The following is a 26060-nucleotide window of genomic DNA, read 5'->3' on the forward strand; positions in this document are numbered from 1 at the left end:
GAAGCGCTGAAGTGGTTTCAGGCTACGGGGCAGGGAAAAAGGCGTCCAATCGCTTGTTCCGATGCAGTGATTGGATTGGTCGATCACTGGAGGCGTTAATCGGCAGGCGCCTCGATCCCGAACATCTTGCGCGCCTCGGCAAAACACTTCTCGGCAATCGCCGAACGCGGTTCGGTCTTGCGCATCACCAGCCCCAGCGGCGCGAGCACGCTGGCGTCCGGCAGATTGATGAAAGCCAGGTGTTCGATCGGCTCTTGCAGACCGCTGTCCAGCGGCATGATCGAGCAGCAGAAACCCTGGTGAATCGCCTGCAACAGCTGATAGGTCGAATCGCTTTCCATGATCGGCTGTGGATTCAGCCCGCGACTGCGAAAACTCAGGTCGATGGATTTGCGGTAGTGCATGCCGGTGGTGATCATTCCCAGCGGCAGTTCGGCGGCGTCTTCCCAGCTCATTTCCGGGCCTTCGAAATGGAAGTGGCGGGTGTCGTAGAGCAGGCCGACGCGGGTTTCGCCAATCTCGAAAAAGTCGAAATAGTTCGGGTTGACGTGGTCCAGATAACACACGCCCAAATCCAGCTGATTGTTGCCCAGGCCTTCGATGATCTCGTCCGAACTCAGCGACGACAGGCTGTATTTCAGCTCCGGATAAGTCCCGGACAAACCCTGAATGTAATTGACCGGATTGAAGTTGCTCAGCGGCACCAGACCCAGACGCAGGCTACCGACCAGTTGCCCCCGGCAGGCGGCGGCTTCGGCGAACAACCCGTCGTGGGCCGCCAGCAGCGTGCGGGCCCAGGCCAGTACGCGTTCGCCGGCCTGGGTGAAACCTTCGAAGCGCTGACCGCGATTGACCAGCACCAGATCCAGCTCGTCTTCCAGGTTGCGCAGGCGCATCGACAGGGTCGGCTGAGTGATGTGACAGCGCGCGGCGGCCTGGCCGAAGTGGCGGGTTTCGTCCAGCGCGATCAGGAACTTGAGTTGTTTGATGTCCACGACGGCACCTGCTCGATAAGGAATTTTGATTGAGTATTGACGCAGATGCGTACGGCGCACGGAAAGCGCAGGGAGCGACGATCCCATCGACGGCTTTTTTCGTCCAATCGGCCGTGTTTAAGAGCTTATCGAGGGCTTCGATGACGCCCGGTTTGATTGGGCCGGACAGGGAATGAAGTGCTGAAAAAAATCACCGATAGAGCAGGTCGATAGTGTGGTTGGCCAGAGTGATTAGACAGTCCTCACAAGCGGCACTTAGGCTCGTCATCCATTGAGTTGACGACGGTCGGAGAGTGCCATGAGTGTTAAATCGGATGCCTTGTTCCTTCCCCTGAATATTGCCGTACTGACGGTCAGCGATACCCGCGACTACGCCAGCGACACCTCCGGCCAGTTGCTGGTCAGCCGCCTGCTGGAAGCCGGCCACACCTTGAGTGAACGCAACCTGCTCAAGGACGACCTGTACAAAATCCGCGCCCAGGTTGCGCAGTGGATCGCCGACGACACCATTCAAGTGGTGCTGATCACCGGCGGCACCGGTTTCACGGGGCGTGACAGCACCCCGGAAGCCGTGGCTTGCCTGCTGGACAAGCAGATCGACGGCTTCGGCGAGCTGTTTCGCGCCATCTCGATTCTCGACATCGGCACCTCGACCGTGCAAAGCCGTGCGCTGGCCGGGCTGTCCAACGGCACGCTGGTGTGCTGCCTGCCGGGCTCCACCGGCGCGTGCCGCACCGCGTGGGAAGGCATCCTCGCCGAACAGCTGGATAACCGTCACCGCCCCTGCAACTTCGTTCCGCACCTCAAACCGGTGCAAGCCTGCGGGCCGCGCGGATGAGCAAGCCGGGATTGATGCCGGTCGAGGAGGCGCTCGACCAACTGTTGGCGATGGCCGATGAACGACGCCTGCCGGACAGCGAATCCGTGCCGCTCAATGACGCGCGCGGACGTGCGCTGGCCAGCGATCTGGTCGCCACCCTCGACCTGCCGCCATGGCCGAACAGTGCCATGGACGGCTACGCGTTGAACCTCGCCGACCTGCATCGCCAGCCGTTGAGCGTGTCGCAGCGGGTCTACGCCGGGCTGGCGCCGGACACCCTGTTGCCTGGCACCTGCGCACGAATCTTCACCGGCGCGCCGTTGCCCAATGGCGCCAATTGCGTGGAGATGCAGGAAAACGTCGAGGTGCTGGAAGACGGCCGCGTACGTTTCCTGCAACCGCTGAAGGCCGGTCAGAACATCCGCGCCCAAGGCCAGGAAAATCGCGTTGGCGACACCCTGCTGCGCGCCGGCAAACGCCTCGGCCCGTTCGAACTGGCTGTCGCCGCGGGGCAGGGCATGACTCATCTGCCGCTGGTGCGTCGCCCGCGCGTGGCATTGCTGTCGACCGGTGATGAGCTGGTGGAGCCGGGGCAGCCGCTGCGTCCCGGCAGCCTCTACAACAGCAACCGCACCTTGCTCGACCACTGGTTGCGCGAACTGGGTTGCGAAGTGATCGACGCCGGCATTCTTCCCGATCGCCCGGCGCAGACCCGGCTCAAACTCGAGCAACTGCAAGTGGCGGCCGATTTGATTCTGACCACCGGCGGCGTATCTGCCGGTGACGCCGATTGCCTCGGCCAGGTGCTGCGCGACAACGGCAAACCGCTGCTGTGGAAACTGGCGATCAAACCTGGCAAACCGCTGACGGTCGGCCATTTCGGCACGGTGCCGGTGATCGGTTTGCCGGGCAATCCGACTTCGGCACTGGTGACCTTCGGCCTGCTGGCGCGCCCGTATCTGCTGCGCATTCAAGGCGTGGAGGAGGTGATGCCGCTGAGCTTCACGGTCAACGCCGGCTTCGACTGGCCGAAACCCGGCAGCCGCCGCGAATACCTGCGGGTGCGTCTGGAAGGCGGGCGGGCGGCGCTGTATCCGAACCAGAGTTCCGGGGTTTTGCTCGGCGCAACCTGGGCCGACGGACTGGTGGAAATCCCCGAAAACAGCACCTTGCAGATGGGTGATCCGTTGCGTTTCATTCCTTTCAGCGAGCTGTTCTGAGCGCGATCAACAATCTGTCGAAGACTGGGGCGGCTATCGGGTCAATTTCAGTCGTTCGTGCCACTGGGCGATGGATTCTTCCGGGTAGACCTCGAATTGCTGATCCTTCGCGCTGGCCTGCACTTCGACCCACGGCGCTTTCGAGCCGAGCATCAGATGAGTGTGTTCCGGCGGTACCGGCAATGGCGTGTCGATGGCCGAGGCGAACGGGTGGATCAGCTCCGGCCACTCCGGGCTGAACAGCCATAGACCGCTGCCGCACAGCGAGCAGAAGTGCCGTTCGGCGGTGCTGCGGTGGGCGCGGGCATCGCCTTCGTCTTTCATTTTCGCGTGGTAAATCGTGATGTGTTTGCGCCCGCGCACCTTGAGGCTGGCCGCGTCGCCGCCGAGGTTGATGGCAAAGCCGCCACCGCCCTGGGTCTTGCGGCAGATCGAGCAGTAGCAGCGTTGATAAGGGTAGGGGTGGGCGCTGTCGAGGGTGAATGAAACCGCGCCGCAGTGGCAGGAGCCTTCGAGGTGCATGAGTGGCCTCCGGATTTTTTGTCGGTGCGGTTCAGCCTAGAAGAGATGTCGCGCCTGTGCCGCCGCTATCGCGAGCAAGCTCCCACAGGGTTATTCAGAGTTTGAAAGATTGAGGGCACACCGCAAAACCTGTGGGAGCGAGCTTGCTCGCGATGAACGATAAAGCGGTACAACTGGACGCCCACGAATCCGAAGGTCAGCATGTCCGCAAAAAAAGGGACCCCAACCCATGCGCCGACTACCTTCCCTGGCCGCCCTGCGGACCTTCGAATGCGCCGCCCGCCACGCGCATTTCGGCCGTGCCGCCGCCGAACTGTGCGTCACCGACAGCGCCGTCAGCCACCAGATCCGCCAACTCGAAGAGCAACTGGGCGTGTCGCTGTTCATCCGCGAAGGCCGGCAGATTCGCCCGACCATCGCCGCCGGGCGCTTGATGCAGAGTCTGCAACAGGCCTTCGAACTGATCGGCGATGCCTGCGATGAATTGCGCGATCCGTCCTCGCTCGCCGTGTTGCGGCTGGCGGTCACGGCGGAGCTTGCGCAGAAGTGGCTGATGAACCGTCTCACCGATTTCTACGCGCGTTATCCGCACATCACCTTGCATCTTTACGAACAGCCGATCGACGCCACCGCGCCCGGCGAAGACATCGATCTGGCGATCACCTACGGCACCGGCCCGGTGGACAGCAGCGCGTACTTCGTCCGCCCGTTGCCGGCGTTGCAGTTCTTCCCGGTGTGCAGCCCTGGCCTGTTCAACCAGGGCACTCTGAAAACCCCGAAGGACCTGGCCCGCCATTGCCTGCTGCATGACGATCAGGACGGCAAGACCTGGACCGCGTGGCTCACCAGCCATGCCGGCGACTTGCGTCCGGAGCGCCAGTTGTATTTCGCCCACGCCGGGCTGGCGCTGGAGGCGGCGGCACAAGGGCAGGGCGTGGCGATGGGCGACAATCTCACGGCGCAGGAAGACTTGCAGAACGGGCGTCTGGTGCGACCGTTCACCTCCAGCATGACCGCGCTGGGCCAATACGCGCTGGTTTGCGAGCGGGTGCGGCTGGAGCGTCCGGCGGTGGCCCAGATGCTGGAATGGTTCAACGAACAGCTGGCGGATTGATGAGTTGAATTCAACTGTTCCGAAATAATCATCGTTGGCGACGTGACGGCCCGCGACCGTAGCCTGAGGTCATTCCCATCCCGATGACGAGGTTTGACCATGGCACGTTTGCTCGACACCACCCCGAAACAGGACGGTTTCCGTCTGCCCGGCGAGTTTGAAGCCAAGTCCGGTTGCTGGCTCGGCTGGCCGGAGCGCACCGATGTCTGGCGCAACGGCGCCAAGCCTGCGCAGAAAGTCTGGGTGCAGATCGTGACGGCGATCTCCCACAGCGAACCGGTGACGGTGTGCGCCTCGGCGGCCCAGTTCGCCACCGCCCGCCGCCAGTTGCCGCCGCAGGTGCGGGTGGTGGAGATGACCTGCAACGACACCTGGTTCCGCGACAGTGGCCCGTGCTTTGTGGTCAATGACCAGAGCGGTGAAGTGCGTGGTGTCGACTTCGAATTCAACGCCTACGGCGGCCTCGATGGCGGGCTCTACTACCCGTGGGACAAGGACGATCAGATCGCCAGCAAGATCCTCGAGATCGAACGCTTCGATCGTTATCGCGCGCCGTTGATTGCCGAACTTGGCGGCATTCAGAGCGACGGCCAAGGCAGCCTCCTCACCACCGAGCAATGCCTGCTCAATCGCAATCGCAACCAGCACCTGGGCAAGGACGAGGTGACCCGCCGCCTGACCGACTATCTCGGCGCCGAGCAAGTGATCTGGCTGCCGCGCGGTTGCAAGTTCGACGAAACCGACGGCCATGTCGACGACCTCGCGTGCTTCGTGCGCCCCGGCGAAGTGGTGCTGCAATGGACCGACAACCGCGACGACCCACAATGGGAAATCTATCAGGAGGCCTACGACATCCTGCGCAGCACCCGCGACAGCCGGGGCCGCGAGCTGATCGTGCACAAACTGCCGCAACCGGATGTGCTGGAGTGGACCGCCGAAGAAGCAGAAGGCCTCGATCAGCAGGACAGCACTCACACCCGCCAGGCCGGCACCAGAATCTGTGCGTCGTACATCAACTATTACGCAGGCAACAGTTCGATCGTGGTTCCGCTGTTCGGTGATCGCAACGATCAGGTGGCGCTGGCAACCCTCGCCGAACTGTTCCCGCAGCACAAGATCGTCGGCATCGAAAACTCCCGGGAAATCCTGCTCGGTGGCGGTAACGTCGCGTGCATCACCATGCCGCAATACGCCGGCCAGAAAAGAGGAGCCTGAGCATGGGCCTGCACAACCTGAGTAAAGCGTTATTGCTGGTGCTTGCACCCCTGTGTGTGCAGGCCGCCGAAACGGCGAAGCCGGTGGTCAACCTGTACATCTGGGGCGAGTATCTGGCCCCCGATACCCTGAAGAATTTCGAGGCGAAAACCGGGATTCGGGTGGTCGCCGATCACTTCGATTCGCTGGAAACCGTCGAGACCAAACTGCTCACCGGCCGCAGTGGCTACGACCTGGTGCTGACCGCCGGCCAGCACTTGTCACGGGCTATCGAGAGCGGCGCGATCCAGACCTTGAACAAGCAGCAGCTCCCGCACTTTGCCGGGGTCGGCGATGAGTTCCGTCAACACATGGCGGTGTTCGATCCGGGCAACCGCTACGCCGGCATCTACGCCTGGGGCACCACCGGTGTCGGCTATCAGGAAGAGGCCGTGAAGCAGCGTCTGCCGGACGCGCCGAGGGATAGCTGGGCGATGCTGTTCGATCCGGCAGTGGTGTCGAAATTCGCCGATTGCGGAGTGAGCCTGCTCAATGATCCGAACGAAGTGTTCGCCGCGGTCATGAAGTACATGGGTCTGGACATCAACCGCCAGAGTCTGGATGACCTGAAACTCGCCGAGCAGCAACTGGCGAAGATCCGCCCGTACATCCGCTACTTCGACAACGACCTGAACATCAGCGACCTGGCCAACGGCAACACCTGCGTGGCGATGTCGTGGAACGGCAACGTCGCCATCGCGGCTGGCCAGGCTGAAGCAGCGAAAAAACCGTTCAAGTTGAATTACCGGATCCCGAAGGAGGGCACGCTGATCTGGTTCGATGCCATGGTCATTCCCAAGGATGCACCGCATCCGGAGGCCGGGCTGGCACTGATGGATTACTTGATGACGCCTGAAGTGATTGCGCCGATTACTGACACCATTCACTACGCCAACGCGATCACGGCAGCGGACGGCTTGGTCAATCCGGCGATTCGCAACGATCCGGGGACTTATCCGCCGGCGGCGGTGAAGGCTTCGCTGTACAGCAAGAACGACAATGGCAAGGCGTTCAACCGGGCGTTGATCCGGGCTTTCAGCCGATTGAAATCAGGGTTGTGAGCAGACGCCTGGAATCATCTTGAAGCGGTTTGGGCGTGGGTGTGCTGCGGGCAGTCTGATAGGTTTTTCGCCATGGATTTGAACCGGCAATGACGCCGGACGCCCTGTCAGTTGCTGATATCAGGCTCTGAGATGTCCATCATTCAAGGAAGAAAACATGCCAATCAAACCGCCAACCAAGGGCAACGGCCCGGGTGATGTACACCTGAAACCTTCCCTCGATGCCGCTACGCCGGGCCCGGCCATCAGGCCCGGGGTCTCTGTTACCCCGCCCGCGCCGCATGTGCACCCCGATGTCGTCAGCACGCCGAATGTCAGTGGTGGAGGGCGAGTCAGCCCGGTGCCATCGGTCAGCTTGCGCGATGCAATGCCAGTCATCGATTCCGGCCCGGGCCCCGAGCTAGGTCAACGATCGTTGGACGCGTATCACGTCCCGGCAGCAGGCCGGCTGACCGACATCGATGCCGAAGGCTTCAGGTCTTTCAAGGGGCGTCAGTTTGCCGAATTGCCAGGACAGGGCATTGTCCTGGTGGGCGCCGATCCGCAGACCGGTCTGTTCCGGGCCAGACTGCCCAGCGAAACCCACCCCTCCGGCCCGGTTCTGAAGCGCGACAGCGACGGCCGGGTCTGGCACCCGCTTGAGGAGTTTGCCACGGAGCGCTACCGCATCCCCGATCCGCGCACTGATGCCGACGCGACGCTGGAAAACGTGTCTCGCCCGGAGGGCGATGAAGGACGGCCGCGCCATGACTCTTCCGATGACGAGTTCGAGCTGGCTTCGGAATCCATGCCGATCAAGCCCTTCACCGAAAAGGAACTCGACACCATGCGCCAGGAGGTTTGCTATTCGTTGCGGGGAAATCACCTCGGTACCTACGACCGCGCCAACAATGGTAAATACCCGTTGCGCGATACCTTTGGCAGGCCGGTGCGGATCCGCAAACTGGAAACCCTGGCCACCCTGACCACGGGTGAGCGGTTTCGCTCGGGGCCGATCAAGCCTTACATCCAGTTTGAAGGCTATGAAAACGTGGCCAGGCTCTATGAAGAAAATCTCGAACTGCGCATTTTTACCGAGGCCGACGTGAAGGTCCCGGGCGAAAAAGCCCTCATCGGACAAAACATGGTGGTCGCCAACCGGCGCATCGCCAAAGGCGAAGCGCTGGGCCTTTATGGCGGAACACTCAGTCCGCTGCGCCTGATAAGGCGCGAAGAGCAGACATTCACCATGCTGGCGGGCGTGTACTTGCGTTACGGACCGGGCAAGTTCATTGAAGAGCCGGTAGTGGTCATCGGTGACAACATCATTTCGCGAATCAATACGAACTTTGAATACGACGCCTCGGGCAAGCCGGTTCGTCAATCGCCGGACGGCTACAACGTTCAGACCGTCGGTTTCAAGGTCGAAGCGGACATTCTGATCGGTGACCGGCTGGTCAACCGGCCATACGTCCTGAACGCGATGTTTGCCTCACAGGATATTCCGGCAGGAACCGAGTTGCGTTGGAACTACAGCTACTCGGACAAGGAGATAAAAATGATTTTCCCGTAAGAACTGGCGGGGGATTGCACCTGAATACGCTTGTCCAGCCTTCCCGAGATTTCGGGAGGATCAGGCTGAAACCGCTTTTGGCACCCGCCACAAATACCAGGCCGCCACTGTGCGAAACGGGCGCCACGCCAACCCGATATCGATCATCTGCTTGCGCGTCGGCTGCACCTCCAGCCCCTTCAATCGCCGATAGCCCTCGCGCACGCCAAAGTCATCGGCCGGCAGAATATCCGTTCGCTCCAGGCTGTAGATCAACAGCATTTCTACCGTCCAGCGCCCAACCCCGCGCAGGCTGACCAAACGCTCGATCAGCGCTTCATCCTCCATCACCAGCGCCGTGGCGTAATCCGGCACCACGCCGTCCAGGGTCGCCTGAGCAATCCCCTGAATCGTCGCAATCTTGCCCGCCGAAAACCCGCAACTGCGCAGCCGTTCGAAGTCTGTCGCCAGAATCTGCTCGGGACGTGGAAACGTCTGTTCGGGAAACAACCCCACCAGCCGACCGACAATTGCATCCCCGGCCTTGGCGTGCAGTTGCTGATAGGCGATGGCCCGCACCAGCGATTCATAGGGATCACGCGCCGGGTGCGGCCGATGCAGACATGGGCCGACCGCAGCGATATGGCGTTGCCAGTCGGCGTCGAGGCTGGCCAGAAACGCGCTGGCCGGTTGGTAGGGATCGGGTATCGGCAACGTCAGTGATCCATTGATTTGAAAGCCGGGAAGGCGTGAGTGTCGGTGTGTCAGAACGCCAAAGGTTGCGTCAGTTGCACGGCGGCATTTTCCAGCCGGAGCAGAAACGCCTTGCGCGGTTGCCCGCCACCATAACCGGTCAGCGAGCCGTCCGCACCGATCACCCGATGGCATGGCACCACGATCGACAGCCGATTGTGCCCGTTGGCCAGGCCCACGGCGCGACTGGCGCCGGGCTTGCCCAGCCGGGCGGCGATGGCACCGTAGGTACTGGTGTGGCCGTAGGGGATTAGTCGCAGTTGGGCCCAGACCTGACGGGCAAACTCGCTGCCGGGCAGGTGCAAGGGCACGCTGAATTCGTTCAGCTTGCCGGCGAAGTACAGCGCCAGTTCGTTTTCGATCTGCTGCAAATGTGCGTTGTGTCCCGGTGCGACCACGTAGCCGTAGCGGTTCTGCAACTCCTCGACTTCCCTCGTCAGCGCCGGGCGGTCGAGAAACTCCAGCAACACCAGCCCACGCCGCTCGGCCATGGCGATCATCGGGCCCAACGGCGTTGTCAGACGGGTGAACAGCAGTGGTTCGCTGGCCGCTGCACGGCCCGGCGTGATGTGGAACGACTTCTGAAACGCATCGCGAAAACCGCTGAGGGATTCATAGCCGGAATCGAACGCGGCGTGGTCGATGGACGTGCCTTGCCTGATCCCGCCCAACGCCATGCCGAGCCGGCGGGTGCGCAGCCACGCATGGAAGGTCATGCCGAAATGCTGCTTGAACCAGCGCCGCAGCTTCAGCGGTTCGATGCCCTCGGCAAGCAATTGCGCATCGCTCCAGCGTAGTTCCGGATCGGCGTCGACGGCTTTCAACAGCCGTTGTATCCAGTCCGGGGCGATGGCGGCAGCGTCCAGCGGTTTGCAGCGCAGGCAGGCGCGATAACCGGCGGACAGGCAGTCGTCAGCGTGGGCGAAGAATTCGACGTTTTCCGGTTTCGGCTTGCGCGCCGTGCAGCTCGGGCGGCAAAAGATCCCGGTGGTTTTCACGGCCGTGAAGAACACGCCTTCATAGGCAGTGTCGCGTTCGAGCATGGCGCGAACCATTTCGGCGTGAGGGGGCAGGACAGCGGTCTGTATGTTCATGGGCCGAGGATAAAACCGGTTATTCGATGGCTCCACCGAAAAATCGACAGTGAATTTTCGGGCCGCTGCACTACAGTGTCCGGGTCGTTACAACTCGGGGGAAAAAAGGTATGCCACCGTTCACGATTAAACACATCGATCACATCGTGCTGCGCGTCGCCGATCTGCAACGCAGCATTGATTTCTACGACCGGGTCTTCGGTGCCGAAGTGGTCAAGCGCAACGAAAAGTTCGGTCTGGTGCACCTTCGTGCCGGCACGTCGATGATCGATCTGGTCGACCTCGACGGCGAAATCGGCCGCAAGGGCGGCGCCGCTGCCGGCAGTGAACGGCGCAATGTCGATCACTTCTGCCTGCGTATCGAACCGTTCGATGAAGCGGCGCTGATCAGCCATTTGCAAGCCTGTGGCCTGACCGTCGACAAGGCCGCCACCCGTTTTGGTGCCGAGGGCAACGGCCTGTCGCTCTACTGCTTCGACCCGGACGGCAATCAGGTCGAGCTCAAAGGCCCGTCCGAAACTGGCGATGGACGGGCGTGAATCCATTCGAACTTTCTACCGTACCGTCAACTCTGAAACCGTTACAGGGTGATAAATCTGCCAGAAAAAACCATCTGATGGGTCAGAAAGGACAATTGCCGTGTAAGCTTTCACGCCAAGCTTTTCCATTCCCCCATGGCCGCAGGCGGCCCACTGTACGAGCGACTACATGCAAGCAAAGGCTCGCGAGGTTCATGTGCCACCGGTGTTGCAAGATCTGCGCGCTGGCACGGCCGAACTGCACATTGCGCTGGAAAAACGCCTTCCTTTTTTCTCCGACACCCTTGATCTGCAAGCTTTCGAGCGATTGATGCGTGCCTATTACGGCTTCTACCAGCCACTGGAAAGCGCATTGCAGGACAGTGGCCAACTTCCCGCCGATTTCGATCTGGTTTCGCGCCTCAAAACGCCGACCCTGAAACGCGATCTGCACGCGCTGGGCGCAAGTGACGGGGACTTTTCGCTGTGCCGCCAGTTGCCCGCCATCGACTCCACCGCCGCCTGCCTGGGCGTGCTGTACGTGCTGGAAGGCGCGACGCTCGGCGGTCAGATTCTGCGCCGGGAAATCGCCACACGGCTTAATCTGGGCGCGAACAACGGCGCGGCGTTTCTGGATATCTACGGTGCTGCCACCGGCCGACGCTGGCGCGACTTCATCGAATACCTGGGCAGCCGCCCGATGGACGCCGACGAGCGTGAAGACGTTGTAGCGGCTGCCCACACGACATTCAGCTGTTTCGAGCGCTGGCTCGAAAGCCAGGAGGTTCTGGTATGACCCCGCAAGACAAAGAAGCCTTTGAAGAGTTGCTGGCCAACTGCGCCGACGAGCCGATCCGCTTTCCCGGCGCGATCCAGCCGCACGGTCTGCTGCTGACCCTGAGCGAGCCGGAGCTTTCGATTATCCAGATCAGCGCCAACGTCGAGACCTTGCTCGCGCGCCCGGCGCAAGAGCTGATCGGCCAGCCATTGCAAAGCCTGATCGGTGATGCCCACGCCGCGCAGGTTCGCGAAGCGTTGCAGCAACCGGCCTGGACCGATGCGCCGCCGCTGCACTTTCGCCTTAATGGCACGGCGTTCGAAGGTTTGCTGCACCGGCATCAGGATGTGCTGATCCTGGAGCTGGAAATCCACGTCGAAAACTTCCAGCCGCGCAACGTCGCCGGTACTGAAACCCACCTGGGGCGGATGCTCGCACGTTTGCAAAAAGCCCAGAGCCTGCAGGCGCTGTACGACATCAGCGTCAAGGAAATCCAGGCCATGACCGGTTACGACCGGGTGCTGATCTATCGCTTCGAAGAGGAGGGCCACGGCCAGGTCATCGCCGAAGCGTCCGATCCGTCGATGGAAGTTTTCAACGGGTTGTTCTTCCCGGCCTCGGACATCCCCGAGCAGGCTCGGGAGCTGTATCGCACCAACTGGTTGCGGATCATCCCGAACGCTGATTACCAACCAGTGCCGCTGGTCCCCAAGCTGCGCCCGGACACCCAGACCCCGCTGGACCTGAGCTTCGCCACCTTGCGCAGCGTGTCGCCGATCCACTGCCAGTACATGAAGAACATGGGCGTGCTGTCGTCGATGAGCATTTCCCTGCTCAAGGGCGACAAGCTCTGGGGCCTGATCAGTTGCGGCAATCGCCAGCCGCTGCATGTGCCGCACGAGTTGCGCACCGCGTGCCAGACCATCGGTCAGGTGCTGTCGTTGCAGATCAGTGCGATGGAAGCGCTGGAAGTCAGCCGGCAGCGCGAGGAAAAGGTCGAAGCGCTGGCGCTGCTCAATCAGGCGATGATCGACTCGCCACAAAATGTCTTCGATGGCCTGGCCAACCAGCCGCAGGTCCTGATGGCGCTGGCCAATGCCGGCGGCATCGCGATCATCGAAGACAAGCAATTGCACCGTTACGGCAATTGCCCGGAGCCGGAAGAGATTCGCGCGCTGCACAAATGGTTGCAGGAGCGCGGCGAGCCGGTGTTTGCCAGTCATCACCTGGCCAGTGTCTATCCGCCGGCCGCGCACTATCAGCAGGTCGCCAGCGGCGTGCTGGCCATGAGCCTGCCCAAACCGGTGGACAACGGCGTGCTGTGGTTCCGTCCGGAAGTCAAAGAGAACATCAACTGGAGCGGTGATCCACGCAAGCCGCTGGACCTGGAAAACTCCGACGCCGGCCTGCGCCTGCGGCCGCGTACCTCGTTCGAAATCTGGAAGGTCGAGATGGCCGGAATCTCCACCAAGTGGAGCCATGGCGATTTGTTTGCGGCCAACGACCTGCGTCGCTCGGCACTGGAAAACGACCTGGCCCGCCAGGTGTGCCGCGAGCAGGAAGCGGTGCGCGCGCGCGACGAGCTGGTGGCGGTGGTGTCCCACGATCTGCGCAACCCGATGACGGTCATTTCGATGCTGTGCGGCATGATGCAAAAGGCCTTCAGCTCCGACGGGCCGCACACTTCGCGGCGCATCTCGACCGCGATCGACACCATGCAGCAAGCCGCCGGGCGCATGAACACGCTGCTGGAAGACTTGCTCGACACCTCGAAAATCGACGCCGGGCGCTACACCATCGCGCCGCAGAAACTCGATGTCGCGCAGATGTTTGAAGAGGCTCAATCACTGCTTGCGCCGCTGGCGCTGGACAAAGACATCAGCATCTCGTTCGAGGCTGATCCCGACCTGAGCATTCATGCCGACCCCGAGCGGCTGTTTCAGGTGTTGTCGAATCTGGTCGGCAATGCGATCAAATTCACCCCGCGCCTGGGCACTGTCGATGTGTATGCCAAATCGGTCGGCGACGACATCGTCTTCACGGTACGCGACAGCGGCGAAGGCATCCCCAAGGATCACTTGCCGCACGTGTTCGACCGTTACTGGACGGTAAAGGAAGGCAATCCGACCGGCACCGGGCTGGGGCTGTACATCACGCAGGGCATCGTCGAGGCCCATGGCGGGCAGATCGTTGCCGAGAGCGAGCCGGGGCAGGGCAGTGAGTTCCGTTTCACCGTGCCGCGTCTGGACTAATCAAGCGGATCGGCGTTTGGGGGCCTGCAACATGGCCACCCACTCGGCGGCGAATCGATGGCAATCGCCGGGCCAGCGCGCCGTCAGCAGTTGCCCGTCGCGCACCACAAATCCCGTTTGTGGTGCCTGCGCGCAATCTCGTTTGGCGACCAGCGGCCCGCGTATAAAGTCGGATTTGCTGGCCAGCGCTGTTTTCACTTCCGCTTCGACGGTCTGCTTGTAGGTGCGGTAGTAGCGCCCCAGCCAGGCAGCGGTCATCAGCCACGCCGGCAACTCCATGGTTGCCGCGAGCAACGCCGTGACCTTGCGCCCGAACAACACCGAACGCCCGGTATCGGGGTCGAGCGTGCGCGCCAGCAACAGCACGCCATGACACACCGCCGCCACGGGTTTTTCGGCTTTGAAAAATTGCAGTGTGATTTGCTGGGCCTGTTTGGATTCCAGCAGTGTGCGCATCCCTTTGGCATGTCCGCCGGGAATCAGCAGACCATCGAACCGGCTCGTGTCGACATCGGCATACGCCAGCGGCTGCCTGAACGCTTCGGATTCGATCATTTTCGCGTAACTGTCCAGATCGGCCTTGCGCGTCATCAGCAGCGAACTCAACGGGCCGAAGCCGACATCCACCAACCGTGGGTCGGCGTGGGCAGGCAAGCCTTGGGGCGTGGCAAAACGCACCTCAATGCCTGCATCACGCATCGCCTGCCAGGGCACGCTGCTTTCGGTGGGGTCGTAATCGGCGCAGGGCAACAGAATCAGAATCATCGAGGACAGACTTCCAGGTCGTGAGTAATCGCATAGCCAGAGCGTAGTGGGTCTGCGCGAGCGGGGGGGTAATTTCCTTCAATACCGCCTGCTGTGCGCCGGCTACCGTGAGCGCCTTGTTCCTCGATTTGAAGCAGGTGTGCGATGAGTCTGATTGTGTCGATGGCGGCGTTTGCCCTGGCCGCGTCCATTACTCCGGGGCCGGTGAATATCGTGGCGTTGAGCTCGGGGGCGCAGTTCGGCTTTCGTGCCAGTCAACGGCATGTAGTCGGAGCGACGCTGGGGTTTGTGCTGTTGCTGGTGTTGATGGGGCTTGGGCTGCATGAAGTGCTTGCGCTGTGGCCGTCGCTGACCCGCGTGGTGCAACTGGCCGGGGTGGCGTTTCTGCTGTTCATGGCCTGGAAACTGGCCACCGATGACGGACAGTTGAATGCCGGGGAATCAGGCAGAGCACCATCGATGCTCTACGGCGCAGTGATGCAATGGCTCAATCCCAAGGCCTGGCTGGCCTGCGTGGCGGGGATGGGCGCGTTTGTCGCCGATGGCGAGGCGCGGCTGGTGTGGCAGTTTGCGGCGGTGTATCTGGTGATCTGCTATCTGTCGGTGGGTTGCTGGGTGTACGCCGGGACGTTTTTGCGCGGCTATCTGCACAACCCGGCGGGGATGCGCTTGTTCAACCGGGTGATGGCGTTGCTGTTGGCGGTCAGTGCGGGGTATTTGCTGCTGCCCTGATCCGTACTCCGGCAAGTGGAGTACGGATCAGCTTGTAGTCAGATCAATCGGGCATCGTCAGAAAATGCCGTTGAGTTCCCGGAAAACGTGGGGCGGCATGGCCGTAAATCGGTTATTTCGCAGTTGGCTGATCGAATACAGCGCGCTGGCCGTACGACCGTTGCCGTCACCGAAGCCCTGAAAGCCGACTACCGCGCCCAATACCTGTTTATCGAAGTGCGGATGGCTTGGGTTCAGGTTTTTCAGATGCTGTTCGAGCAGCGCGAACCCGGTAGGGCTGCTGCCGTACCTGGTAGGGGCACCAGCATCGCGCACTTTGCCGAAAGCATCCGGTACCAGTTTTCGATGAATCTCCCTGATCACGTTCGGGTCGTTCAGGGGGGCCTTGTTCGCGGTGTAATCGCGCAATACCCCAAGGATATTGTCGAAGTCGTTACCGCTGGAGCTCGAGCCGTTCAACATCCACGCGGTGGCTCGTTGTGAAGGATCGGTATAGCCAAGGGGATTGAAGCTCGCTTCCGGCATCACGTCGTTGTACGGCGATTTGCCCAGATCCAGTTTCAGAATGTCTTGCTGATAGCCCTTCATGTATCGGGCTTTTCTGCTCTCGAGTTCGTAGAGGACAGCCAGTGTTTCGGTGTAACCCTGCACCGTGCTGCGCGCATCGTTGAGCTGGACGGGGTGGCCCTTGATGAATGCTTCTGTCAGTTCTTCCAAAGCCCCTCGACCGATCAGCGACTCCAGATCGCCTGCCTGTTTCGACTGGTAAGCGGATTCCTTCACGGCGTTGTTCGCGAGGTGGCGCCATTCTGTTTCAGTTGCCCCTTTGGGCAGCTTGAAATTCTTGTCGCTCAAACGCGTAACGACGTGTTGTACCGTTTCGATGGCATCGCTTTTGAGCAGTGCCCGAGCATGAGAAACCGTGTCCAGCGACATCCGCGCGTGCGCTGCCGAGCCGCTGTGATCAATGACTTTGAGCAGGTCATAACTGTTGGCGCCGGTCAGGTATCTCAGTTGCTGTTTCGCCTGGTGCGCAAGTGAGCGGGCACTTCCGCTCAATTTCGCAACACCTCGGCCGAGCAGTTTTCCACCGACCTTAAGCAGTTGCGGCAAACCGGATAACGGGTTGAACAGACTGAGGGCCGTGCTGGCCAGAACCCGCGAAGCCGACAGTAGTTTGCCGGCGATGCTCGCGGCTTTACTGGCGGCGGCAGCGATTGCCGCTGGCGCAGCGAAGAGGGTCATTGCGAGAACGGCGGCATCGACAATGCAGTCGAAAATTGCACCACCCTGTTTCTTCGGATCCCCTGACGTCAGTCCTTCGACGCAGCTCTTGAAGGGGATGATCAGGTTAAGAATCATGTTGAAGATGGCCTCGGTCTTCTCGATCGCCTTCTCCCGTACCGTTTGTTGCAGACCCAGTTGGTGGATTTCCTGCTCGGTGATATACGGATTTTTTCTGGCGATCAGTGAACCCAGGTCTTTCACGCGTGCGGATCGGTACAGGGGTGTTTGATCGTCCCGGTTTTTATACGGGTCGGGGGCTTCAAACGCACCAATCTTGCGCACCTGGATTCTGGATTTGACGTTGGCCCTGGGGGTGACGTTTTGCAGGTAGGCCTGTAGATCAACGGGGGCTCTTTCGAGTTGCTTCTGATCGGTGAATCGAGTGTCGAGCTGGAAGACGCTTCCGGAAACCAGCGGATTGAAGAGTGTTTCCAGATCAGGGTTGTGCCGACACTCCATCCGCAGAGGAAACAGCTCAAAACACTTGATGGCGTAGCCATGCTGTACACAGAGAATGACGCCATAACGGCCGGTTTCTCCCGGGATGTAAGTGGCAGGGCTGAAGCCATAACGACCGGTGACTCTCGCCGGTTTGTAGTTCATCTGCTGAACGCAATAGATACCGATCGCTCCATCTTCAATAGACGCTGCATCTTCCGGAAACAGCTGTGAAATGGCGATCTGGATGTTGCGCGTCAGACCTTCGAGGACGGCGTCGAAATGACTGGCGGTCGCCGTTTCGTAAAGCTCGGCAACGGGAAACAGATCGGGCAACCTCGGAAAGGACTTGTAGATACTGGTGCCTTTGATGCGATCCCAGTCCCGGGTGTGCAGTTCGTCACCCAAGTAGAGATCCAGCACCGATACTTTGCGACCGGCGCCACCGCCACTGCCACGATGTTTGACCAGCAGTTCATTGGGGTCGCATTCCGGTTCGCGGGACTTCAGTTCTTGCAGTGCGAGCTGTCGGCGATCGGGCAATGGCCTGGAAAAACGTTCGGTGGCTTCCAGCATTATGGCGACGTACTGGTCGTACTCGCGTATGGCGTGCTCGATGTCATCGGGCTTGAGATTGCCTTGCGCATCGCGTGTGATGAGGCCGTTCATCCAGGCCCAGGTCACCACCGGATCCACTGATCCCTCGGCCTGCAATGACGCCAGTGGCGCGAGTGATTTAGTCGACTGGCTGAACCCCATCAAATGTTGATAGGTCATTTTGCGGCTGGCGCCGGGAACCAGCGCTTCAACCAGATGTATAGCCTGCGTAGCGATCACGCAGGCCGGTGTCCCCATCTGCAGGCTGGGCGGCCAGTCTGGAAAAAGGTACTCGGGGGCCATGCCTGCCAAAATCATTTGTGCCACCAGCGGCGCGAGTGGGGGGGCGACGTGCAGGTTCTTGATCAGATGCGCTTCCAGGTCGACCCGAATCCGGGAGGGGTGCTGTTTGAAGTAGCTTTTTGAATACAGATCGAAGCCGGCGAAGTGGGTATTGGCGATATTGAGCCCCGGGTCGAGGTCCAGCAAGATCACGGCAGCCGCCAGTTGTTCTGCCAGCTCAGTCGTTTGGTTTGTTGCTGCTGGTTCATCAAGCCAGCCCAATTTCGACAAGTAATATTGCCCGTGCCGGGACGCCGCACTTTCGAGCACTTGCTGCAGGCGATAGTCCGTGCTGGTTGTAGCGCCGTCGCCCGGTACGCTTTCAATCAGCACACGTCTGCCGAGGCCATTGATGATGGCTTCAGAACCCTGCCTGCAACTTTGTGTCAGATCAAGAATCATGACCCGCTTGTTTCCCACAAGTTTGAACGGCGACTCGTCGGGCGCGTCCAGAAGTTGCCAATAGTTTCCGAACTTCGGAGGCTCAGGCAATGTCGAGAAGTTCAACAGATCGAGCAAGTTGCGGGTGTCTTGTTCGGTATCCGGCACTTGCAGCCCGTTGAATCGCAGCCACTGGCCGACCGTGACTTCGTTTCCCGTAATGATCCACCCGCCAGTGAGTTCCGCGACCTTGGCCAGAAGTTCGAGGCTGTCGTCAAAGCTCGCCAGCCCTGCGACATCCGCGGTGATATCACGGGGAAAAACAAAGACGGTCGCGGGCCGGTTGTTGCTGGCGACCATGTTTCGGTAACTGAAGTAGAGTCGCCCATGCTTATCCAGCAGAAAAACCGCGTTGTCCGGAATCTGGCGCCGAGCGCGGACAAAGTGAAAATCCTCGTGGCGCAGAAGTATGGAAAGCGACACTTTACCGTTGCGATGAACTCGGTCGAGTGCGCTGTTTTCTATACACGTAACCAGGATTTCGTTGCATTTCCAGTCGAGGCGTTCAGCGGCGTATTCATCGCTGATAAAGTTTGTAATGGTCTGGGTTACGTTTTTTTTCTGAAGTGAGTCTGTGGAATCGTAAGCGTAGTTGTCTGTTGGTTTCATGATTCGGAATCCATTCTCTAATAGTGAAATAAACAGAAATAGATGATCGTTTTCTGATTGTCGTGTTTGTGAAAGTGGCTTTTTAGAGTACGGCGACAAAACGTAAAGTTAGTGGGGATTGCTGTTCCAGGTATTTCTTTACGGTGTCCGGATTGGAGGGGAAGGTTGATTTAAAAGGCCTGGGATGTTGGGGGCGATAAATATGTATATTTTTCCGGGTGTGTAGAGTCAGGAAGGCAGCTGGGCAAAACAGTTGAGTAGAGAAAAAGGAGAGAAAAAGGAGGAAAAAGAGGGGAAAAAGGGGACGCATTTATTTACCAGTCCCACTATGTAAACCCGCAGCTCCTTGCAACGGGGAGCGCGGGTTTTGTCGTTTCCGGGCCTTCGGAAACCCTCGTTGAAGAGTGTTTAAGTTTATGTCCGTAAAGCCACGCAACCTTGCGCCTTTGCCTACGCATCCGCCAGAATCCGCCGGCTTGTGGGCCTTGGGGTCGGGTTCTATTGTGGGTCGGTCGCTGACGAATCAGCGATCGGGTTTCGCAGCCCGGATCAATCAAGGCGCCCAGCGCGCCGTTTCCGTTCAGCTTGATTTGGCTGATCGCGTAATGGCGGTTGTGCGCGGGATACCTTCGGGTATGCCGGGTTCCTTGATTCCCGGTCTGCGAACCCGCGTACAGCTGCCACCTTTCTTCGTTTCGCAGCGAACCCTGGCAGCTCCATTAATCAAGGAGTTTTACCATGATCAAACCAACGCCAAACCCGCCTGAAACCGACCCGACCTCGCCCTACGAAACCCTCGACTCCAAGAAATTCCACGAAGCCGCCGAGCGCGCCCTCGATCATTACCTCAATCCGCTGCTCCCCCGAAAACCACTCCTCAAACCCAATACTCGCTACCTCATCGCCCCCGGCATCCCGAGCGAAGAACTGCTGGCCGATGCCTGCGAAACCCTGACCTCGGCCAAAACCATGGCCAGCGATTTCGCGGGGATGATCGAGGCGCCGCAGCGGCATGTGCTGTTGGGCATCGGGCAGCTGATCATGCTGGCGGAACTGGCGGTGAACCGGGTGCTGGATAATCTGGATGTGGCGGCTGAGCCGCGTGTCTGAGTGCTGAAACCGAAACGGCCCATCGCGGGCCGTTTTGTTGTTATCCCCGATACTGCCCCGGCGTAGCCGCCAGATGTTGCTTGAACGCCCGTTGAAAGTGCGCCTGATCGGCAAACCCTGCCTCCAGCGCAACATCCGCAATCAACTGCCCGCGACGCAGACACTCGCGAGCAAACTGAATACGCTGGTTGACCAGAAACGCATGGGGCGTCATGCCGAAGTGCTGTTTGAAGGCGCGGATCAAATAGGACGGTGACAGCTCGGCAGCGGCGCAAATGTCGTCGAGGCTGAGCAGATCGGTGCAGTGCTGACGGATGAAGTCGGCGGCGCGTTCGAGTTTGAAGTTCGGTTCGCGCAACGATGGCTCGACAGGGTTCAGGCGCAGTTGCAAGTCACTGAAAAACTCCACCGCCGCGCTCTGTTTGCGCAGCACGTCTTGCTGCTCGTCGACCAGTACCGCGTACAACGCATTCAGGTCGCGAAACAGTCGGGCGTCATTCAAGTGGGTATCGGAAAACCGCCGAAACTCAAGCTCCGCACTGAACCCCAACTGATGCTGCAGATCAGTCAGCCACGGCGTTTCCACGTACAACATCAAATACGACCAAGGCTGATCATCGATCGGATTACACGCGTGCACGTCCCCCGGATTCATCAGCACCACGGTACCGGCCGCCACTTCGAACGTGGCTTGCTCATGCACATAGGTGCTGCGCCCGGCGGTGATCGCGCCGATGGAAAAGTGCGCGTGGGAGTGCCGTGAATAGCAGACCTCACGCCCGTCGGCGATGGCCCGCGCTTCGATAAAGGGCAGGGCGTCGTCGCGCCAGAAGCGCGGGGCTTGTTCGGGGTTCTTGGTGGCAGCTTTCATTGTTGGGGTTCTCGGCAGACCAGTGCCCGAGTGTATTAGCTCTTGCCGGCGAAGGCTCGTTCCAGTTCGGCGATGTCGAGTTTTTTCATTCCGAGCATGGCCTGCATCGCCCGTTGCGCCTTGGTCTGGTCGGGATCGGTCATCATGTGCGTCAACGCTACCGGCACGATCTGCCACGACACGCCGAACTTGTCCTTGAGCCAGCCGCACTGTTGCGCTTCCACCGGCCCGCCGGCGCTGAGGTTGCCCCAGAAATGGTCGACCTCTTCCTGGGTCTGGCAATTGACTTGAAACGAAATCGCCTCATTGAACTTGAACATCGGCCCGCCATTGAGCCCGGTGAAGGTCTGGCCGTCGAGTTCGAAACTGACGGTCATCACCGAGCCTTCCGGGCGGCCGTGAAACTCCTGGCCGGCCTTGCCGTAGTGGGTGACGGTGGTGATTTTCGAGTGGTCGAAGATCGAGCAGTAAAACTTCGCCGCCGCTTCGGCCTGATCGTCGAACCACAGGCAGGGCGTGAGTTTTTGAAAGCGTTGCATGGCAGTCTTCCTCGGCAGGTTGGACACGCTGGATTAATAGCGTAGCCAGTCTGTGCTCGGCTGGCTGTGCCCCGGATCGATGGTTGGATGCAAGGAGGACGGGATGTAGTCGTATTGACCTTGTTGTTTGTTAAAACGACTGTTTTCGTCTGTGTCAAATTGACTCGTGTTTGCGCAACTGACTGATATTGCTGGGCGAATAATCTGGCACGCAAGTTGAAGTGTCTTGAGTACAAACCGATCCGCTCAGGAGTACGAAAACATGTTCGCTTTCTTCGAGAATCCGCTGAACGTTCTGCACCTGTCGAGCAAAGTGCTCGTCGCCGGTCTAGTCATGTTGCTGGCGGGAATCTACGGCGCTTATCTGTATCAGGGCCACATGCCCATTGCGTTGCTGGTGGCGATGCATGCGATGACCATCGTCGGCCCGACGTTGATCAAGATTGGCTATGTGATGCGCCTGCTGTCGCAGTATCGGTTGGGCCAGTCACCCGCACTGGCGGTGGCCTGAGATGCGCAGACTCGCGGCGGCGCCAGTGTTCAGCTTTGGCTTTCGGCCGCTGTTTCTGGCCGGGGCCGGATTCGCCGCTCTGGCGGTGCTGATCTGGGGTCTGTGGCTTTACGGCCATTGGTTCGATCTGCAACCGACGGGCGGCATGCTCGCCTGGCATCGGCATGAAATGCCGTTTGGTTTTGCGGCGGCGATTGTTGGCGGATTCCTGTTGACTGCGGTGCCCAACTGGACCGGCATTCCCGGCGTACGCGGCGGGGCATTGATCGCGTTGGTGTCGGTCTGGCTGCTCGGGCGTGGTGCTTGGGTTTGCACTGGTGTTGATCGCGGCGGGTTGCCGGGTGTTGGTGGTGCCGTTTTCCAGCCTTGGCCTCGGCTTGTCCGTGGTGCTCTGGGGCGCGGGGTTCGGGCTGTTTTTACGGCATTACACCGGGATCCTGCTCTAGCCAAGGCTCTAGCGTTTTACCCGCGACGCTCGGCAATCATCAGCAATGACTGCGGCACCGGGCTTTGCGGATGCTGCGGCTCGCGCAGGTCGGTCAATTGCAGGCCGGCCATGTCCAGCGCATTCAGCCAACTGGACAAGGTGCGGAAATACCACGGCATCGGCGACCACTCGCCCTGGAACCCGTCGAAGGTTTCTTCCCGCCAGCCATCCTGATAATCACCGGCGGCCACCGCCCATGGATGCAGCGTCTGGATCACCAGCGCACCGCCCGGCGCGAGCAGGCCATTCATCGCCGCGAGCAGCGGGATGATGTCCTGATGTAGCAGGGAAAAGTTGGCGCAGATCAGGTCGTAGTCGCGGCCAATCTCGACTTTCGCCTCAACCAGATCTTCGTAACTGGCGACATGCACGGGCGATGAACCGGCCAACTGCGCAGCCTCGACCAGTGTCGCATCACCGTCCACGCCGACCGCCTCTAATCCTCGCTCGACCAGCGCCCGCAACAGCCAGCCTTCGCCGCATCCCAGATCGAGCACGCGCTCGGGCTGGCGTCCCATCACCGCCAGCAGAATGGCCTGATCGGTCACTTGCCGGCGACTCTCGATGGCGCCGCTGCGCACGGCTTCGGTCCAGGCCCGGGCGTTGTGGTGCCAGCTCTGGAGGAGGGTGGATTCAGGCGAGGACATGACAAACTCCGGGATCGCGGGATGCAGGCAAGGATAGGTCAGGTGTAGTCGACCAGTTGAATGCGGTTGCGCCCGGCGCGCTTGGATTCGTAGAGCGCGCTGTCACCTTGCTCGATCAACGCTGCGAGGCTGGCCGGCGGCTGATCGAACACCTTGGCGCCGATGCTCAGGGTGACGGCCTGCGGGGTGGTGTAGGTCTGGGTCGTCATCTGCTGAAACTGCTCACGCAGCGCACTGCCCAGCAGCATGATCTGTGCGTGGGATGCATCGCCCAGCAGCATCACGAACTCGTCACCGCCCAGCCGTGCCGCCAGCGCGCCTTTGGGCAGCACCGCGCGGATCATTTCGCTGAGGGCAATGAGCAAGCGGTCGCCGGCGGTATGGCCATACAGGTCGTTGATCAGTTTGAAGTTGTCGATGTCGATCAGCAGCAGGGCGCCGGGGCGGGCGTTGGAGACTTCATCGAGCAGGCGCGGTGCACGGACTTCCAGGGCGCGACGGTTGTACAGCGCGGTCAGCGGATCCCGGGCGGCCAGTTCGGCGATCTGTTTTTCCCGACGATAGCGCTCGGTGCCGGTCATCGACAGCGCGATCAGCATGATCGCCATTGCGCCCTCGACCAGGGAAATCTGAATGATCTCGCCGCGCAGCGACGCCAGATCGATCAGCGTGCCGGGAATCACCGCGATGATCGCCTTGGTGAAATAAAACGTGCCGTGGATCAGCAGCACATAACGCAATTGCACCGCGCCGACGCTCAGCGAACTGCCATGCGGGCGCAGTAACAGGCTGGCCCGCAGCATCAACGCGGCCACCAGCAGCGAGTTGGCCATCAGCATGATCTTTGACCACGATGGACTTTCAGGTAACAGCAGCAACGCCAGCCACAGCAGGAACATCAAGTACCAGGCTCGCGACAACCGGCGCTGGGTAAACCGCGCGACCCCCAGCAGAAACAGCCAGTGCGCGACCACCAGCAAGCCGTTGGCGAACCAGATGCCGATCAGCGGATAACCGTTGGCGCGCAACAGGGCCAGGCTCGAGCCGACGGTGATGGTGGCGAAACCGGCGCTCCAGAACAGCAGGGAGGGTTCGCGGATGCTGCGCCATTCGACCGCCAGATACAGGGCGGCCGCCGCGGCCAGGGCGGTGGAAATGGTGAGCATCGTGAGAGGATCGAGCGCCATGAAAGAACAGGTCTGCCTGAGTAGTATTAATGGGCCACGATTGTAAGCGTTCCCCCATTGGGCTGCTATTTTCACTCACCGGATATTCCATTTTCAGACGAGGTGTCCCATGTACCGAGTGACCGGCGGTTGTCTGTGCGGCGAAGTGCGGATCGAGGCATCGGGGCGCCCCTACAGGGTTGGCGTTTGTCATTGTCTGGATTGCCGCAAACACCATGGCGCGCTGTTTGCCGTGTCGGCGATCTTTCCCGAGGACGCGGTGGCGATCAGCGGCGAAACCCGTGACTTTGCGGGGCGACATTTCTGTCCGCGCTGTGGCTCCTCGGTGTTCGGCCGCAGTGGCGATGAAGTCGAGGTCAATCTGGGTGTGCTGGATGCGCCCGATCAGTTGCAGCCGACTTATGAACTCTGGACGGTGCGTCGCGAGTCGTGGCTGCCGGCGTTTCCATTGGCCAGACACTACGCGCGTGATCGCGAGGGAACGGGGCGAACCGAAGAGTAAGCGGGGTCAGGCTGGGCGCCTGACCCCGGCCAATAAAATCAGCCGCGAATAAAGGCCAGCAAATCCGCGTTGATCGTCGGCGCCTCGGTGGTCGGCATGCCGTGGGGGAAGCCCGGATAGATCTTCAGCGTGCTGTTCTTCAGCAGTTTCGCCGAGAGTACGCCGGCGTTTTCGTACGGCACGATCTGGTCGTCATCGCCGTGCATCACCAGCACCGGGATCGAAATGCCTTTCAGGTCTTCGGTGAAGTCGGTCTGCGAGAACGCGACGATACCGTCGTAGTGAGCCTTGGCGCCGCCCATCATGCCCTGACGCCACCAGTTGAGCACGACGGGTTCCGAAGGCTTGGCCCCCGGCCGGTTGTAGCCATAGAACGGACCGGCCGGCACATCGTGATAGAACTGCGAGCGATTGGCTGCCAGTTGCGCCTGAAGATCGTCGAATACCGACTTCGGCAAGCCGCCGGGATTGCTCTCGGTTTTCACCATCAGCGGCGGCACGGCACTGATGATCGCGGCTTTGGATACCCGATCCTCGCCATGCCGGGCGATGTAATGAATGACTTCGCCACCACCGGTGGAGTGGCCGACGTGCACGGCTTTCTGCGTCCCCAGATGATTGACCACCGCCGCCACGTCGTCGGCGTAATGATCCATGTCGTGGCCGTCCCAGACCTGGCTCGAACGCCCGTGGCCCCGTCGATCATGGGCCACGACCCGGAAGCCCTGAGCAAGGAAGAACAGCATCTGCGCATCCCAGTCATCCGCGCTCAGCGGCCAGCCGTGGTGGAAGTGGATTACCGGAGCGTCTTTCGGGCCCCAGTCCTTGTAGAAGATTTCGACGCCGTCTTTCGTTGTGACAAATCCCATGTTTGCGACTCCTGGAAATGCGGAACGTGACCCCGAAGGGAGTGATGACAAGCGTTATCAACTCTAGGATTGAAGTGCACTTCAAGGTCAAGCAAGTTCCGAACGGTCATTGCTGGAGTGAATGGTGGGTCATAGGCGTTGTGCGCTTGACCTTAAAGTTTGGTTGAACCTTAGAGTTCTTGCTCACCGGCCATTCGCCGGGTCAATCAGCGAG

At 60.5% G+C, this 26060-nt stretch carries 25 protein-coding genes and 1 pseudogene; 15 read left to right on the forward strand and 11 right to left on the reverse strand.

The features are described 5' to 3' along the window. Nucleotides 1-95 precede the first annotated feature (95 nt). Entirely contained in the window at nt 96-995 is a 900-nt protein-coding gene (locus MKZ87_RS15490; RefSeq protein WP_085698784.1) for a LysR family transcriptional regulator, read from the reverse strand. Nucleotides 996-1293: 298 nt separating this feature from the next. On the opposite strand from MKZ87_RS15490, the gene moaB reads away from it, so the two are divergent. Together moaB and glp are read left to right on the forward strand one after the other, a co-directional pair. Beyond that, the gene (gene moaB, locus MKZ87_RS15495; RefSeq protein WP_085698786.1) at nt 1294-1833 is read left to right on the forward strand and encodes a molybdenum cofactor biosynthesis protein B; all 540 of its coding nucleotides are present in this window, start codon (nt 1294-1296) and stop codon (nt 1831-1833) included. Next, nucleotides 1830-3035, forward strand: coding sequence for a gephyrin-like molybdotransferase Glp (gene glp / locus MKZ87_RS15500; protein ID WP_266201264.1), 1206 nt, complete (start codon nt 1830-1832; stop codon nt 3033-3035). The genes moaB and glp overlap by 4 nt, the downstream gene beginning before the upstream one ends. Nucleotides 3036-3068: 33 nt before the next feature. On the opposite strand, the gene MKZ87_RS15505 is transcribed toward glp, so the two are convergent. Continuing rightward, on the reverse strand, nt 3069-3557 hold the full coding sequence (locus MKZ87_RS15505) for a GFA family protein (RefSeq protein ID WP_085698790.1): 489 nt from the start codon (nt 3555-3557) through the stop codon (nt 3069-3071). Between the two features lie 229 nt (nt 3558-3786). Here MKZ87_RS15505 and MKZ87_RS15510 point away from each other — a divergent pair, with 229 nt between their 5' ends. The 4 genes from MKZ87_RS15510 to MKZ87_RS15525 all read left to right on the forward strand — a co-directional run bounded on the left by MKZ87_RS15510 (nt 3787) and on the right by MKZ87_RS15525 (nt 8538). Then, nucleotides 3787-4671 (forward strand): LysR substrate-binding domain-containing protein, encoded by an 885-nt coding sequence (locus MKZ87_RS15510; protein ID WP_266201266.1) that lies wholly within the window; start codon nt 3787-3789, stop codon nt 4669-4671. Nucleotides 4672-4770: 99 nt separating this feature from the next. Continuing rightward, nucleotides 4771-5886, forward strand: coding sequence for an agmatine deiminase (gene aguA / locus MKZ87_RS15515; protein WP_085698794.1), 1116 nt, complete (start codon nt 4771-4773; stop codon nt 5884-5886). 2 nt (nt 5887-5888) lie between these two features. Beyond that, the gene (locus MKZ87_RS15520) at nt 5889-6986 is read left to right on the forward strand and encodes an extracellular solute-binding protein (protein ID WP_266201267.1); all 1098 of its coding nucleotides are present in this window, start codon (nt 5889-5891) and stop codon (nt 6984-6986) included. A 157-nt stretch (nt 6987-7143) separates the two neighbouring features. Beyond that, nucleotides 7144-8538 carry a hypothetical protein gene (locus MKZ87_RS15525; protein WP_266201269.1) on the forward strand — a complete coding sequence of 465 codons (1395 nt, stop codon included), beginning with the start codon at nt 7144-7146 and terminating at the stop codon, nt 8536-8538. A 60-nt stretch (nt 8539-8598) separates the two neighbouring features. On the opposite strand, the gene MKZ87_RS15530 is transcribed toward MKZ87_RS15525, so the two are convergent. Together MKZ87_RS15530 and MKZ87_RS15535 are read right to left on the reverse strand one after the other, a co-directional pair. Then, entirely contained in the window at nt 8599-9225 is a 627-nt protein-coding gene (locus MKZ87_RS15530; RefSeq protein ID WP_266201280.1) for a DNA-3-methyladenine glycosylase family protein, read from the reverse strand. A 56-nt stretch (nt 9226-9281) separates the two neighbouring features. Continuing rightward, entirely contained in the window at nt 9282-10364 is a 1083-nt protein-coding gene (locus MKZ87_RS15535; RefSeq protein WP_266201270.1) for a bifunctional transcriptional activator/DNA repair enzyme AdaA, read from the reverse strand. Between the two features lie 110 nt (nt 10365-10474). Here MKZ87_RS15535 and MKZ87_RS15540 point away from each other — a divergent pair, with 110 nt between their 5' ends. The 3 genes from MKZ87_RS15540 (at nt 10475) to MKZ87_RS15550 (ending at nt 13912) form a co-directional block, all read left to right on the forward strand. After that, on the forward strand, nt 10475-10903 hold the full coding sequence (locus tag MKZ87_RS15540; RefSeq protein WP_085698802.1) for a VOC family protein: 429 nt from the start codon (nt 10475-10477) through the stop codon (nt 10901-10903). Between the two features lie 169 nt (nt 10904-11072). Continuing rightward, entirely contained in the window at nt 11073-11678 is a 606-nt protein-coding gene (locus tag MKZ87_RS15545) for a biliverdin-producing heme oxygenase (RefSeq protein WP_266201271.1), read from the forward strand. Further along, complete coding sequence (locus tag MKZ87_RS15550; protein ID WP_266201272.1) at nt 11675-13912, forward strand: ATP-binding protein; 2238 nt, start codon at nt 11675-11677, stop codon at nt 13910-13912. Before MKZ87_RS15545 ends, MKZ87_RS15550 begins: the two co-directional genes overlap by 4 nt. Here the strand turns inward: MKZ87_RS15550 and MKZ87_RS15555 are convergent, their stop codons facing one another. Then, nucleotides 13913-14677, reverse strand: a complete 765-nt coding sequence (locus MKZ87_RS15555; RefSeq protein ID WP_266201273.1) for a type 1 glutamine amidotransferase domain-containing protein — start codon at nt 14675-14677, stop codon at nt 13913-13915. A gap of 144 nt (nt 14678-14821) precedes the next feature. Between MKZ87_RS15555 and MKZ87_RS15560 the strand changes: the two genes are divergently transcribed. Further along, entirely contained in the window at nt 14822-15409 is a 588-nt protein-coding gene (locus tag MKZ87_RS15560; protein ID WP_085698809.1) for a LysE family translocator, read from the forward strand. A gap of 57 nt (nt 15410-15466) precedes the next feature. Here MKZ87_RS15560 and MKZ87_RS15565 read toward each other — a convergent pair whose 3' ends face one another. After that, a complete protein-coding gene (locus MKZ87_RS15565) occupies nt 15467-19123 on the reverse strand; it encodes a hypothetical protein (RefSeq protein WP_085698810.1) in 3657 nt (1218 codons plus the stop codon). Between the two features lie 738 nt (nt 19124-19861). Here MKZ87_RS15565 and MKZ87_RS15570 point away from each other — a divergent pair. Then, complete coding sequence (locus tag MKZ87_RS15570) at nt 19862-20233, forward strand: DUF6124 family protein (RefSeq protein WP_085698812.1); 372 nt, start codon at nt 19862-19864, stop codon at nt 20231-20233. Between the two features lie 40 nt (nt 20234-20273). Here MKZ87_RS15570 and MKZ87_RS15575 read toward each other — a convergent pair whose 3' ends face one another. Beyond that, nucleotides 20274-21104, reverse strand: a complete 831-nt coding sequence (locus tag MKZ87_RS15575) for a helix-turn-helix transcriptional regulator (protein ID WP_085698814.1) — start codon at nt 21102-21104, stop codon at nt 20274-20276. A gap of 35 nt (nt 21105-21139) precedes the next feature. Next, nucleotides 21140-21643, reverse strand: coding sequence for a VOC family protein (locus MKZ87_RS15580; RefSeq protein WP_085698816.1), 504 nt, complete (start codon nt 21641-21643; stop codon nt 21140-21142). A gap of 262 nt (nt 21644-21905) precedes the next feature. On the opposite strand from MKZ87_RS15580, the gene MKZ87_RS15585 reads away from it, so the two are divergent. The 3 genes and pseudogenes from MKZ87_RS15585 (at nt 21906) to MKZ87_RS15595 (ending at nt 22600) form a co-directional block, all read left to right on the forward strand. Then, complete coding sequence (locus MKZ87_RS15585; RefSeq protein WP_085698819.1) at nt 21906-22154, forward strand: transmembrane sensor/regulator PpyR; 249 nt, start codon at nt 21906-21908, stop codon at nt 22152-22154. A 1-nt stretch (nt 22155) separates the two neighbouring features. After that, nucleotides 22156-22461 (forward strand): annotated as a pseudogene (locus tag MKZ87_RS15590) (NnrS family protein); the annotation flags it as partial. Continuing rightward, nucleotides 22451-22600 (forward strand): hypothetical protein, encoded by a 150-nt coding sequence (locus tag MKZ87_RS15595; protein WP_170929737.1) that lies wholly within the window; start codon nt 22451-22453, stop codon nt 22598-22600. The pseudogene MKZ87_RS15590 and the gene MKZ87_RS15595, both read left to right, overlap by 11 nt. A 16-nt stretch (nt 22601-22616) precedes the next feature. On the opposite strand, the gene MKZ87_RS15600 is transcribed toward MKZ87_RS15595, so the two are convergent. After that, a complete protein-coding gene (locus MKZ87_RS15600; RefSeq protein WP_227235259.1) occupies nt 22617-23288 on the reverse strand; it encodes a class I SAM-dependent methyltransferase in 672 nt (223 codons plus the stop codon). Nucleotides 23289-23326: 38 nt separating this feature from the next. Beyond that, a complete protein-coding gene (locus MKZ87_RS15605; protein ID WP_266201275.1) occupies nt 23327-24475 on the reverse strand; it encodes a GGDEF domain-containing protein in 1149 nt (382 codons plus the stop codon). A 109-nt stretch (nt 24476-24584) separates the two neighbouring features. On the opposite strand from MKZ87_RS15605, the gene MKZ87_RS15610 reads away from it, so the two are divergent. Further along, nucleotides 24585-24977, forward strand: coding sequence for a GFA family protein (locus MKZ87_RS15610; protein ID WP_234204870.1), 393 nt, complete (start codon nt 24585-24587; stop codon nt 24975-24977). Nucleotides 24978-25015: 38 nt separating this feature from the next. Here the strand turns inward: MKZ87_RS15610 and MKZ87_RS15615 are convergent, their stop codons facing one another. Continuing rightward, a complete protein-coding gene (locus MKZ87_RS15615; protein ID WP_234204871.1) occupies nt 25016-25846 on the reverse strand; it encodes an alpha/beta fold hydrolase in 831 nt (276 codons plus the stop codon). Between the last annotated feature and the right edge of the window lie 214 nt (nt 25847-26060).

The organism is Pseudomonas sp. MCal1, assembly GCF_026341415.1.
Taxonomy (GTDB): Bacteria; Pseudomonadota; Gammaproteobacteria; order Pseudomonadales; family Pseudomonadaceae; genus Aquipseudomonas.

Bases quoted from the DNA above. Each gene is read 5' to 3' on its own strand.
- moaB (WP_085698786.1), top strand. From the start codon at position 1,294: ATGAGTGTTAAATCGGATGCCTTGTTCCTTCCCCTGAATATTGCCGTA.
- glp (WP_266201264.1), top strand. From the start codon at position 1,830: ATGAGCAAGCCGGGATTGATGCCGGTCGAGGAGGCGCTCGACCAACTG.
- MKZ87_RS15505 (WP_085698790.1), bottom strand. From the start codon at position 3,557: ATGCACCTCGAAGGCTCCTGCCACTGCGGCGCGGTTTCATTCACCCTC.
- MKZ87_RS15510 (WP_266201266.1), top strand. From the start codon at position 3,787: ATGCGCCGACTACCTTCCCTGGCCGCCCTGCGGACCTTCGAATGCGCC.
- aguA (WP_085698794.1), top strand. From the start codon at position 4,771: ATGGCACGTTTGCTCGACACCACCCCGAAACAGGACGGTTTCCGTCTG.
- MKZ87_RS15520 (WP_266201267.1), top strand. From the start codon at position 5,889: ATGGGCCTGCACAACCTGAGTAAAGCGTTATTGCTGGTGCTTGCACCC.
- MKZ87_RS15525 (WP_266201269.1), top strand. From the start codon at position 7,144: ATGCCAATCAAACCGCCAACCAAGGGCAACGGCCCGGGTGATGTACAC.
- MKZ87_RS15535 (WP_266201270.1), bottom strand. From the start codon at position 10,364: ATGAACATACAGACCGCTGTCCTGCCCCCTCACGCCGAAATGGTTCGC.
- MKZ87_RS15540 (WP_085698802.1), top strand. From the start codon at position 10,475: ATGCCACCGTTCACGATTAAACACATCGATCACATCGTGCTGCGCGTC.
- MKZ87_RS15545 (WP_266201271.1), top strand. From the start codon at position 11,073: ATGCAAGCAAAGGCTCGCGAGGTTCATGTGCCACCGGTGTTGCAAGAT.
- MKZ87_RS15550 (WP_266201272.1), top strand. From the start codon at position 11,675: ATGACCCCGCAAGACAAAGAAGCCTTTGAAGAGTTGCTGGCCAACTGC.
- MKZ87_RS15555 (WP_266201273.1), bottom strand. From the start codon at position 14,677: ATGATTCTGATTCTGTTGCCCTGCGCCGATTACGACCCCACCGAAAGC.
- MKZ87_RS15560 (WP_085698809.1), top strand. From the start codon at position 14,822: ATGAGTCTGATTGTGTCGATGGCGGCGTTTGCCCTGGCCGCGTCCATT.
- MKZ87_RS15565 (WP_085698810.1), bottom strand. From the start codon at position 19,123: ATGAAACCAACAGACAACTACGCTTACGATTCCACAGACTCACTTCAG.
- MKZ87_RS15570 (WP_085698812.1), top strand. From the start codon at position 19,862: ATGATCAAACCAACGCCAAACCCGCCTGAAACCGACCCGACCTCGCCC.
- MKZ87_RS15575 (WP_085698814.1), bottom strand. From the start codon at position 21,104: ATGAAAGCTGCCACCAAGAACCCCGAACAAGCCCCGCGCTTCTGGCGC.
- MKZ87_RS15580 (WP_085698816.1), bottom strand. From the start codon at position 21,643: ATGCAACGCTTTCAAAAACTCACGCCCTGCCTGTGGTTCGACGATCAG.
- MKZ87_RS15585 (WP_085698819.1), top strand. From the start codon at position 21,906: ATGTTCGCTTTCTTCGAGAATCCGCTGAACGTTCTGCACCTGTCGAGC.
- MKZ87_RS15600 (WP_227235259.1), bottom strand. From the start codon at position 23,288: ATGTCCTCGCCTGAATCCACCCTCCTCCAGAGCTGGCACCACAACGCC.
- MKZ87_RS15605 (WP_266201275.1), bottom strand. From the start codon at position 24,475: ATGGCGCTCGATCCTCTCACGATGCTCACCATTTCCACCGCCCTGGCC.
- MKZ87_RS15610 (WP_234204870.1), top strand. From the start codon at position 24,585: ATGTACCGAGTGACCGGCGGTTGTCTGTGCGGCGAAGTGCGGATCGAG.
- MKZ87_RS15615 (WP_234204871.1), bottom strand. From the start codon at position 25,846: ATGGGATTTGTCACAACGAAAGACGGCGTCGAAATCTTCTACAAGGAC.